Below are 12,508 nucleotides of genomic sequence, written 5' to 3' on the forward strand. Positions count from 1 at the left end.
GGAAGGTTTCTATGACGAAAAAAATAGTGATGAATAATGAAAATACGACCGTGACGTTTTTACCAAACGGTGATTTATATGAGATTCAAAGTCACGGTGTGATGATCAATCAGTTGAACGGAAATGCGCTAGATGGTAGTTTGAATCAAATCTATCTACGACTGCGTGAGGCGGGGGGATGGCACTTTATTCCCTTGATCGGCTCAAATGCTGACAGTGCCTTTGCTTACTCAGACAAACAGCTGACTTGGACTGGGACGTACCAGTCCATCGATTACCAAGTTGATTTCCAATTGGCCCAAGATTGCTGGTTCTGGCGGGTTCAATTGAGTGGTTCTGGGGAAGCGGAACTGGTTTACGGACAAGATCTTGGCAATGCCGCCAAAGGGGCTGTTCAATCCAATGAAGCCTATGTTTCGCAATATATCGACCATCATGTTAGCCATGATAAGGATCACATCGTGCTTTCTTCGCGTCAAAATCAACCACAAAATGGTCAATTTCCACTGGTGGAACAAGGCAGCTTCCAAGCCTTAAAAGGCTTCTCGACGGATGGCTATCAATTTTTCGGTCGCAGCTATAAAGCAACGAATCAACCAGCTGCACTTAGCCAAGAAACATTAGCCAATGAAGTATATCAATACGAATTTGCTTATACGGCACTGCAAACGCAATGGTTGTCGGTAAGTGAGACACCGACGGAAATCGTTTTTTACGCAGCGGTCAAAGCCAATCAAGCGACGGCAGTCAATGAACCGCAGTTTGCACTTGAAACGTTGAAAGAAACGTATCAAGCCTTGTCCTTCGACTCGTTGCAAGCAACGGCGCAGCCACGAAAAAACTTTGATCAACCGCTCACAGGGCTGACATTTACCACAGAAGAAATCAACGAGCGATTTCCTCAGCAAGAAGCAGTGGAAATCGTTGACGAACAGCTGTATTCCTTTTTTACCCCTGACTATCACCATGTCGTGTTGAAGGAAAAGGAAGGACAGATGGAACGCTCCCATGGACATATTTTGATGAGCGGACAAGATCTGATCGTCGATCAACCCATTTTGAGCACGACCGTTTACATGACGGGGATGTTTAACTCCCAAATCGTATTAGGCAATACGAACATGAACAAATTGTTGAGCAATAGCCGCAACTCATTGAATCTTTTCAAACGTTCCGGTCAGCGGATCTATTTGAAAGACGGCGATCAATGGCGGATTTTAACGATGCCATCTGTCTTTGAAATGGGCTTGAATTCGGCGACGTGGTACTACAAAACAGCAGATGATGTCATTCAAGTAACGACTTTCACGAAAGCAAATGGACGCACGATTGCAACGACCATCACTAGTGAACAAGGTCGTGCCTACACCTGGGCCATCACTAATCAATTTGTGATGGGGATCGATGAAGCTGTACCGACTGCTACCATTTCGCAAGATCAACAATTGCTCACCATCAAAGGAACAGCGGATTCACCGATTGCGGAAACTTATCCAGAATTGACGTATTATCTCCATGCGGCTCAACCTTTTGAACTGACCGATGAAACGATTTTCAATGTGGCAGCCGACGATAGCACGACCGTATTGACCTTTGCAGAACAGGCGACGGTTTCCTTCGTGATCCAAGGCACACTGACTGGTGAACCCTTTGTTTCCGAAACATTAGATCGCCAGCAAGAAGACACTGCCTATACGGCCTTTGTCGATGATTTGTTGAATCAGTTTGAATTGAAACATTCGCAGGCGGACGTCGCATCCTTCAATCACTTGGCACGTTGGTACACCCATAATATGCTTGTTCATTACTTGTCTCCTCATGGCCTTGAACAGTACGGTGGTGCTGCTTGGGGGACTCGAGACGTTTCCCAAGGACCGACTGAGTATTTCTTAGCACTTAATCGTCCTGAGATGGTGGCATCCATCATCGAGCATTTGTTTGAAAATCAATTTGCAGATGACGGCAACTGGCCACAATGGTTTATGTTTGATCGCTATGAGAAACAAAAAGCTGATGAGAGCCACGGAGATGTGATTGTCTGGCCAATGAAAGTCGTTAGTGACTATCTCGAAAAAACCAAAGATTTTGCGATTTTGGAAAAAGAACTGCCTTATACGGATCGCACAACCTTCTTGAAAACCAGAACCAATGCTTCTTTGTTTGATCATTTGAAAAAAGAAGTGGCGTATATCGAAGCGAACTTTTTGGAAGGAACGTACCTGTCTTGTTATGGTGATGGCGATTGGGATGACACCTTGCAGCCAAATAACAGTAAGTTGAAGAAACAAATGGCCAGCAGCTGGACCGTTGCCTTGACCTATGAAGTATTGAAAAAATTAGCCAACCAGTTGCAGTCAGTTGACCCAGAGTATGCCAAACATTTAACGGAACTGTCTGCGGGAATCAAACATGACTTTGAAAAATACATGTTAGCTGATGGGACTTTGCCAGGATTTGTCTATATGGAAGATAGCGAGCACGTGGAACTGATGGTCCATCCGACTGACAAGAAAACCGGTATCCAATACCGCTTGCTGCCGATGCAGCAAAGCATGATCGGCGAGCTGTTATCTCCCGAACAAGCCGATCATCATGTGGCGATCATCAAGGAGCATTTGCAATTTCCAGATGGGGTGCGCTTGATGAATCGTCCAGCGACTTATGCGGGTGGTGTCAGCACCAACTTCAAGCGGGCAGAACAAGCAGCCAATTTTGGACGAGAAATCGGTTTACAGTACGTTCACGCCCACATCCGCTTTACAGAGGCCATGGCGAAATTAGGTCGAGAAGAAGAGACTTGGCAAGCACTTGGGGTCATCAATCCGATCCAAATCGCTCAACGGGTCGAAAATGCGGAAATCCGTCAAGCAAATGCGTATTTCAGTAGTTCTGATGGCGATTTCAAAACAAGGGTTGAAGCCCAAGAAAATTTTGGTAAACTTAAGGAGGCAACAGTCGGCGTCAAAGGCGGCTGGCGCATCTATTCTAGTGGACCGGGGATCTATATGAATCAGTTGATCAGCAATGTGTTAGGCATTCGGACCTTTGTTGATCACGTTGAACTTGATCCCGTCTTGCCAGCGGAATTAGCAGGATTGACACTGACGTATCGACTCTATGATCGGCCGGTCGAAATCGTCTATCATTCGTCAAGTACGCCGAAAATATTGATCAACGGCGAAGAAATGTCCACTGAGTTTGCGGAAAATCGCTACCGCCAAGGTGCGTTTGTCCTGAAGAAAGCAGCGCTTTGCGCCAAATTAAGCGAAAACCAAACCAATACGATCGATATTTATCGTTAAGAAAGGAGAAGCCATGGTAGGAATCAAAGATATTGCCCAAAAAGCGGGTGTCTCCATATCCACCGTTTCGTATGCATTGAATGGCAGTCCAAAAGTGACCGAGGAAACCCGTGCGCGGATTCAAGCGATCGCAAACGAATTGAACTATGTTCCGAACATGGCTGCTCGCACACTGAAACGCAGACAAACCAACATCATCGGTGTTTATCTCGCCGATTATGCCGGAAGTTTTTATGGGGAATTGCTAGATGGCATCAAGAAAGGGTTGGAACTTTTCGGCTATGAAATGATCGTCTGCAGCGGCAAGAAATCACACTTGTTTATTCCTGAGCGGATGGTGGACGGTGCCATCATTTTGGATTGGACGTTTCCAGCAAAGGAAATCGAGCAATACGCCCAACGAGGACATCAAATCGTCGTGTTAGACCGTGTCTTGTCTCATGAAAATATCCATCAAGTCTTGTTAGACAATAAAGGAGGGGCGGCGCTGGCGATCGATCGCTTGATCGCTGGACAAAGCCAAAAAGTCTTCCTCTTAGCAGGGCCAGAAAAAGGCTACGACAGTCGGGAGCGCTTGGAAGCCAGTACGAAAGAATTGACGCGCTTTGGTATTCCTTATGAAGTCATTCCTGGTGACTTCACGGAACCTTCTGGTTATCGAGCGGCAAAACAGCTCTTAGCAAATGATCCCCAGTTTCCCATTGATATCTTTGCCTTCAATGATGAAATGGCGATCGGTGTCTACAAATATGTCCGCGAGACCGACTATCGCATCGGAAAAGAGATCCGCATCATCGGGTTTGATAACACGGAATTAGGCGCTTTTGTGCAGCCGCGCTTAGCGACGATCTCCTATTCGAAACATCGATGGGGCATGGTGGCAGCTGAGAAAATCGTACAATCGATCCAAGGGGAACCAGTGGCGGACGAGCATATTTATACCACTTTTGTGGATGGTGGATCATTTATTTAATTGATCAATTAAAGGAAAAATAGTTGAAAAAGCCTCGAACAAGGTACGCTGTTTGAGGCTTTTTTTGCGTTATTTCAAACGATAACACTCCTTTTTTTATCTAAATCAGTGATTTATAAAAAAAATAATATTTTTTATTTTGTTATTTTATGTGTGCTGGAATTTTTAAATAACGTTTTTTATTCATTTTTTGATTATAACATTATTATTAACTACGGAGAGAAGACGGGAAGCGTTCTTTTAACTTACTATTTTTGGCTTATATAAAAGACCTTTGGAACATTAGTTTTTGTCAAATATTTTAACTTTCTATTTATTTTTCTCATCTTAATTTAATTTATGGTGTTGATTTATCCCTCGTTTTTTGTATGATTTATGAAAGAGAAAAGCATTTTTTTGAAAAGAGTCGGTAATTCATCTTGATAATTTGAGCTTTTTTTTAATTGATGAGTAGTTAATAGCTGTAAGATGTGGAAGTTACAAAAATTGGAATTATGAAAAAACAATTATAATCATAATTTTGAATGGAAGAAAAAAAGAATTATAATTCTCTTTCGTCAACTCGCTAAACTAAGAGTTGTAACACAGGGCGTGCACTGCGCGATACGTTTATTTTTTTAAGATAGGAGGGATAAAGTGAAACGGTTTTTAACAACTTTACTTGTTTTTCTACTAACATCAGGTCCGTGTTTTTCATATGCAATGGTAGTGGCACAAGCCGAAAGTGTTACAAAAACAAGTGAAGAACAAAGTATGTCTTCTTCTGACCCTGTCGTTTCATCGATCGACAGTCTGGAAGAGACGAACGAAACTGACGTGCAAGCATCTAGCGAACCTGCTTCGACAGATTCGTCTACAGGAGCCACTGACACAGCTTCAGCTGAAACAGAAGTTTCATCGGAAGCTGTAGAAGAAGTACAGGTGACCTTTCTGACAGACAAGGAGCATGTATTTGCTACCGGAAAAACTCGCATCCAGATCAGCAAAAATAAAGGGGAAGCATTAAAAGAAAGTGAACTGCCGGCTTTTGAAGATGATAGGAATTTTGAAGGATGGGCGTTAGACGGTACGGTCTATACAAGTCAAGCGCTGACCGAATTGATTCTCACGGAGAATCAAACCTTGACTGCTGTTTTTAAACCGACTGTTAAGGCAAGAGCGGCGGACATCTCGTTGGCAGAACAATCGATTAAAGAGATCATTGCAGAAGCCGATAAAACGAAAGTGATCGCTGTACCAAGTCCAGCTGGAGATGATTCAGCATATGCAGAATACACCAATAGTGCTGAAGGGATTCGTCAAGCGTTGTTCGATATGTATCAAAACGGCAATGGCCAAGAATTTGCTTTGTATGTTGGCTCTGGCTCAGCTTTACCGTCTTTGCCAACAAATCTGACTTCAAAAACGATTCCAGATACAGTGGATAATACAAATATGACTTTTTATGCACTACAAGGAAAAATAAGCCGCTTAATCATCACAGGGCATAGTGATGATCCCATCACAGGGCATAGTGATGATCCCATCACAGATGCAACAACGTTGACTTCGGGTAGTCGAACCGTTCCTTTTGGTACGGACATCTACTTCGGTTCTGATGTAGTGATTCGAAACCTCAACTATACGGGGACGAGAATGTACATGAATGGGCATAGTCTTTCCTTGAACGGTGGTTCCACCGGCAATGGCCTTTCTATTTATGGAGGAAGCAACAATGGCGACCTTACTGGAAATCCGACGATCACTGTAAATGCGACAGGCTCTGGAACTTGGAACATCTATGGTGGGAATCAAAGCGGTGGTACATTGACTGGGAATACAGCGGTTGTCGTAAATAATACGGTGGGCGGCATCAGTACGATTGCAGGAGGTGCCAATATCGGTACGATTGATGGGAATACCAGTGTCACGATCAATCGACTAAATGGCACACTGACCAATTATTATGGGGGCGGTGTCGGAACCACTACTTCAAATACAGCCAATGTTACCGGTAATGTCGCAACAGTCTTTCAAACAACGAACACCAATTTCCGTTTAGGAACCTATTATGGCGGTGTTCAATACGGGAACATTGGTGGAACAGTCCACAATACTCTCACAGGAGTGGGTGGTTGGACCGGTACAGGATTGAATTATTATGGTGGTTCCAGAGAAGGAAATATTGGACAGACACGAGAGCAAACAGCGATTACGAACCAAGTAGACACTAGCGCCTATTCTACAGGAGCAGCCTATTTTATTGGTGCCAATCGAACCAATGGAACGATTACTGGGAGTATTGAAAATACGATTAAAGCAGGTGACTACAATCAAGGGTCGTTCAATCGTGTCGATGGCGGAGCAGGAATGGACGTAAGTGTTACCAGTCTGCAAACTGGATCCGATAGTGTGTATGACGCGATGACACCAACTGATCGCCGGGCTTACGCTGAAACCACTGCTCGCTTTAAAGTATACGGTGATATTACGACGAAAATCCTAGAAGGCTGTGTCAGCTATGGAGGAGACAACTTATCGTATACGCGGGCAGCTGGGTATGGTGGCTTTATTGACGGCAGCACAACTGTCGAAGTCGGCGTATTAAATGATTCTCGCACGGTCGGCGGACCTGGATTCGTCTACAGTTATGGGGGACGATCTTATAAAGATGGTATCGCCTATTCAAATAGCTTGAATTCACGAGCAAATGGTGTCGGAACGTTTGATATCGTAGGCGGAGGCGGTACCAATGGTGTGCAAGCAACCAACCTTTATATTTATGGGGATACAAAAACAGTCTTAAACAATGTAGTCGCTCGTTGGACCTATGGTGGTGGTTTTTCAGGAATCATCGAGGGAAACACGGCAAACATCTTGAATGGCGGGATCGTTGATACTTTGGAAGGTGCAGGATATACCGGTAAACGTGTATTCGGTAATTCACATGCTGAAGTAAATTACGGTCAAGTCGACTGGTTTCTTAGTGGCGGCGGTTGGGGGGATGCCAAAATTACAGGGGACGTTTCAGTCACTGTTCATGATGGTATCATCAATGCCTCAATGGGTGCATCATATGGATATTTTTCGGGACACACGATCAATGGAAATTCTGATAATCGAATTTACGGCGGAGATTTTTCTGGAACACCTCGGACAGGTCCAAGTGCTTTTTCTGGGGGAATCACGAATGCAGGTTCGCTGCTAGGGGATGCACAATTAACAATCGACCTAAGGGATTATGAAGGGGAATTTAAGCTTCCTTCAGGAACGAATATCTCAGGTGGAAATCCGTTTAACAGTACCAACATCGTTGGGACTGATAGTACCAATACGATTACATTGAACATATACACAAAGCCGGGGTCAGATGCACTGAATGGTGCAACGATCTATGGCGATGGTGGTTCAACGGCCGCCAACACAAGAAGCGGTAAAATCAATATTAATATACAAGCTGAAGGATCAAGTATCGGTAACTTGTATACAACAAATTATTCAAACATTTCTTCAAATCGAATTTTAAGAGATGTCGAGATGCGGGTTCAAGGAGCCAAAAGTATCAATGGGATTTCAGGCGGAAATGCGTCAGACAACTTTACGAACACGATCGTAGCCAACAGCAGCAATCAAGTGAAGATGAGCTTTGGTGAAAATGTCGATGGGACAGCTTCTTATCAAACTGATCCAATCGCTGTGACGGGTCTGGGAATCGTCAACTTTACCGAATTGAATGTGACAAACGGCATCAAGCTAATGGCCAATGGGGGAGACATCAAAAATGGCCGTTCAGCCACTGCTGCGAATCACGCAACGACCTATCATCAGTTCGGTGACATCCATCTTTCCAAGGATGCCGGTATCGGTATTTCTTCTGCAACGAATTTGATTTCAGGCGCGAAGTTAACGGTGGAAGACAAAGGGACGATTGAGTCACCGCCGGGAACGGGGCGAATCAATCTTTCAGATTTCGCAACACCAGATACGGACAAAGATCATTTAACGTGGCTGAAAACGACGACCAATGATGCAGGTTCTCGAGTCAACAGTCAAGGGACGTGGTTTGGAGCGGTTAGTGCCTATCAAGTACTGACTATAAATCCAACTGCTGCTAATGCTGCAGCGATCACGCCAATCAACTTCAGCGGGATCGAAAAAGCGACTGGGAAAACCTTCATCGGGGACAACGATGTGACCAATGCAGCCAACGGGTACGGTATTGCGATACCAGGTTCGATCATTAACTACGAAGTCGAAACACCGGGAGTCGCTAACGGGATTGGCGCCATTAGTCACAATGTAACGGCAGTCAAAGAGAACAATACGCCGCTGACCTTGCAAGCATGGGGAACTGAGCAGGCGGGGACACAGGTGCAAAAAGGGCGTTTATTGATTCCCTACACGGTAACGGAATTGCCAACATTGACGTTTACACCAGAAACCCAAACGTCCGGTTCATGGGTCTATGCCGGTCAAATCAAATCCAGCAAGCTGGATAGCACGGATCAGCAGTTGACAGAACAACCAGATTCAGAACCAGTTGATTGGACGAGTCCTGATGGGGAGTATAGTTACGATATCAGTGTCCGCTACTCAAATAAGGCGGAAGTCCAAGCCCGCAATGTGATCATTACAGAACAAGAGGCACAATCGCTGAGCAAAGAACAAGCCGTGACTTATCTCGAAGCCAGCGGGCGTCCTTTCTTTAAGGATACGCTGACAGATGAGGTCTTAGCTGCGATTCAAGAACCGTTAGAAACAGCGGTCTACCGCAAACAAGCGATCACTTTTTCAGTAGGGGAAAACGATCAGAATCAGGCGGAAACCACCGTTAATCTGGTGGTGGTCAAAAATGAAAGTGTCATTTCTGCTGATCGGCAATTTGCCGTCTATGCAAAAGATGTCCGTTTGACCTTACCAGAAGCAACGGCGCTGACAGATGAAGCCGCTTTGGCAGACTATACCCAAGCAACCACGATTTTTGCAGATAATCGGGCAAATATACCACCGACTGTCGATCCGCAAGCTTTTGCCGCGATCCAGCAAGCAACGGAAGATGAGCTGTTGAAAAATGTATCAACGGCCTACCATTATGAAGCAGGCAGTCAACGGGCAGAAAAAGTCGTCAATGTCGCAGTTGCCGGCGAGCTTATTTTAAGCAGTGTGCCAACAGACTTTGATTTTGGGCAGCAGAAAGTTGCCACAGAAACACAAGATTATTGGCCAACGATCACAGGCGAGCTAGCGGTGAAAGATACGAGAGGGTCCGAACGGAGTCCATGGCGCTTGACGGTCAAAGAGCAACAGCCATTAACGGATGGGACAGATCAATTAACCGATGTCTTCCGCTTTGTGACAAACGGTCAAGAACAGATGATAACCAGTGGGGAAATGATTATCGAGGAAACGGAATTGACAGAAAATGGCACATACGTCGTGAATCAGCACTGGGGCGAAAGTCAGAATGAAGGAATCAAGCTTACCGTTCCAGTCGAACAGCAAAAAGTTGGGGACTATCAAGGAACCTTGAGCTGGCAGCTGGTTTCGGCACCTGGCAACCCATAAAGGCAGGAAAACAAATGAAAAAAATCATGATCGGTATTATTGCTGGCTGTCTATTAATATTTCCTCAGCTCGTTTCAGCAGCCGAAGCAGGTGCTTATGACAGCAATGGCATTACTTCCTTTTTCGGCGTCTATGAAGAACCAGTTGAGGAGCCAGAAGAGCCCGTAAAAGAACAGCCAGGGAATAAACAAATTAATCAAAAAGGCAACAATATTCTGCCGGCAACAGGATCAGATCACTTCAATAGCTATCAAAGCAGTGGTCTTGTCGTTTTGTTGGCAGCAGGAATCATTTTAATCAAAAGGAGAACAAAAAATGAAAAAACTTTTCTTGACGGCAGGCATTCTATTGATGAGCACTGCTCTGTTACCAACAACCGTTAATGCCGCTGAATACACTTCAAATGGAGCAATCACTTTTGAAGCGGACCCGAATCCAACCAATCCAGTTGATCCGACCGATCCAGAAAAACCAGTGGATCCCGTCGATCCAACCGATCCAGATGGACCAAATCCTGGAACAGCTGGACCATTATCGATTGATTTTGCTTCAAGTTTTCAATTTGGCAACCAACTGATTACTTCTGAAACAAAAGATTATTACGCACAGCTGCAAGAGTTCACAGCTGGCGCTGCTGGACCAAACTATGTGCAAGTAACAGATAAACGAGGAACGCAAGAAGGTTGGTCATTGAGTGTTGTGCAAAACGGACAATTCAAAACGGCTGATGACGAAGAGCTAGTCGGCGCTTCATTATCGATCGCCTCAGGTGCAGCAACTTCAGTCACCGATATGCAGTATGCACCAACAGTTACTGCAAGTCATACCTTTGTACCCGGTAGTGAAATCACCTTGGTCAATGCACCTGTCGGAAAAGGAATGGGCACTTGGATTTACAAGTTTGGGAACGATGCAACGGAAGGGTCAACGGCAGTAAAATTAAACGTACCAGGCAGTTCTGTAAAATTAGCCAAAGAGTATCGGACGACATTGACTTGGAATTTAAAGAATGTCCCTGAAAGCAATTAAAATCACTGATTTTCAGTAAAACAGATAAAGGAGTGTCAAATAGAAATGAAAAAAACAGCATGGGTCTTTGTAAGTCTTGCCGTCTTGGCAGCAGCGAGTGCAGCAACCGAGGTTTCAGCAGCCGAAGCGGCTTCTTACACCTCAAATGGGGCGGTTGATTTTATTCCGAATACTGATCCGACGAACCCAGTCAATCCAGAAAATCCAGATCCAGAAAACCCGGTCAATCCTGTGGATCCAACCGATCCCGATGGACCAAATCCTGGAACGAATGGCCCATTATCGATCGATTATGCCTCTAGCTTAGATTTTGGTGTCAATAAAATCTCTAATAAAAACGAAGTCTATTATGCACGAGCACAAGGGTACTTGAACGATGATGGCACAGCTTCTACATTAAAAACTGCCAATTATGTCCAAGTAACTGATAATCGCGGTAGTAATGCCGGTTGGCGGTTGTCTGTGAAGCAAAATGGTCAATTTAAAAATGAGACGACCTTGAATAAAGAATTGACAGGTTCTGTCATCACCCTAACAAGTCCTGACGTTAAATCAAATGCGGTTGGCGTCACAGCTCCCGTGGCAGAAGCAACGATCACGTTGGATGCAGCCGGTGCTGAATCAGTGGTGATGACTGCAGCAAAGCAAACAGGTGCTGGAACATGGGTCAACGCTTGGGGAAGTGTTGAGTCGATCACTGAAATAGACAAAGATGATCAAGAAGTACAAGCCGATATTACCAAAGCAGTCGCACTTTCTGTACCAGGCAGCACCCCAAAAGATGCCGTTAGCTACACGACTACATTGACTTGGGTATTATCAGATACACCAGGAACGGAAGGATAAGGAGTATAGACATGAAAAAAACACTAGCATTTCTCTCAGTATTAGGCTTAAGCCTAGTAGCACCAGTGCTGGCACAAGCAGCGGACAGTGCAGAATACAACTCAAATGGACAAATCACCTTTGAACCAAATACGGATCCAACTAATCCAATCAGCCCAACGGATCCAGATCCAGAAAATCCGATCAAACCAGTGGATCCAACGGACCCAGATGGACCAAATCCAGGAACGAACGGACCGCTATCGATTGATTTTGCTTCAAGCCTTTACTTTGGCACACAAAAAATCACCTCAAAAACAGAGATCTACCATGCGGAAACTCAAAAATATGTGGATTCAGTTGGTGATAATCAAGAAGGACCGAATTTTGTCCAAGTGACAGACAATCGGGGAACAGAGAGCGGTTGGACATTGAATGTTCGCCAAAATGGTCAGTTCAAAACAGCGGAAGATCAAGAATTGACTGCTGCACAAATTCGTTTGACGAAGGGAACTGTAGTAACTCCTTCATTGTCACCAAAACCATCAAATGTGAGCGCAACGATCACATTGAATCCAAACGGTGCCCAATCCTTAGTGATGAGTGCCCAAGATGGCGAAGGGGCAGGGACCTATTTAATGAGCTGGGGCGATAGTTTAGCTGCAGCCATGGATAGCATTGAGTTGGAAGTTCCAGGCTCAACGACGAAATATGCCAGCCAATACAACACCACGTTTACTTGGTTACTAACAGACACACCAACCAACCCATAAGTACCAGCTTTCTCCTTGAACCTTTTCGAGGTTCAAGGAGAATACATAGAAAGAAGGGACAT

Annotated in this window: 7 protein-coding genes; all 7 read left to right on the plus strand. The window is 44.7% G+C overall.

Going from position 1 to position 12,508, the window contains the following annotated elements; translation table 11 throughout:
- The first annotated feature begins 11 nt into the window (after positions 1-11).
- The 7 genes from IGJ42_RS01725 to IGJ42_RS01755 all read left to right on the plus strand — a co-directional run bounded on the left by IGJ42_RS01725 (position 12) and on the right by IGJ42_RS01755 (position 12,446).
- Positions 12-3,302 carry a GH36-type glycosyl hydrolase domain-containing protein gene (locus IGJ42_RS01725; protein ID WP_429946984.1) on the plus strand — a complete coding sequence of 1,097 codons (3,291 nt, stop codon included), beginning with the start codon at positions 12-14 and terminating at the stop codon, positions 3,300-3,302.
- Between the two features lie 13 nt (positions 3,303-3,315).
- Positions 3,316-4,275 carry a LacI family DNA-binding transcriptional regulator gene (locus IGJ42_RS01730; RefSeq protein WP_005227180.1) on the plus strand — a complete coding sequence of 320 codons (960 nt, stop codon included), beginning with the start codon at positions 3,316-3,318 and terminating at the stop codon, positions 4,273-4,275.
- A gap of 636 nt (positions 4,276-4,911) precedes the next feature.
- Positions 4,912-9,819, plus strand: coding sequence for a hypothetical protein (locus IGJ42_RS01735; RefSeq protein WP_430615873.1), 4,908 nt, complete (start codon positions 4,912-4,914; stop codon positions 9,817-9,819).
- Positions 9,820-9,833: 14 nt separating this feature from the next.
- A complete protein-coding gene (locus tag IGJ42_RS01740; RefSeq protein ID WP_086316816.1) occupies positions 9,834-10,202 on the plus strand; it encodes an LPXTG cell wall anchor domain-containing protein in 369 nt (122 codons plus the stop codon).
- A complete protein-coding gene (locus IGJ42_RS01745; protein ID WP_429946987.1) occupies positions 10,135-10,848 on the plus strand; it encodes a WxL domain-containing protein in 714 nt (237 codons plus the stop codon). The genes IGJ42_RS01740 and IGJ42_RS01745 overlap by 68 nt, the downstream gene beginning before the upstream one ends.
- A gap of 45 nt (positions 10,849-10,893) precedes the next feature.
- A complete protein-coding gene (locus IGJ42_RS01750; protein ID WP_005232359.1) occupies positions 10,894-11,694 on the plus strand; it encodes a WxL domain-containing protein in 801 nt (266 codons plus the stop codon).
- 11 nt (positions 11,695-11,705) lie between these two features.
- Positions 11,706-12,446, plus strand: coding sequence for a WxL domain-containing protein (locus tag IGJ42_RS01755; protein ID WP_429946988.1), 741 nt, complete (start codon positions 11,706-11,708; stop codon positions 12,444-12,446).
- Positions 12,447-12,508 lie beyond the last annotated feature (62 nt).

Source organism: Enterococcus sp. DIV1067f, assembly GCF_050543505.1.
Lineage (GTDB): Bacteria > Bacillota > Bacilli > Lactobacillales > Enterococcaceae > Enterococcus_D > Enterococcus_D entomosocium.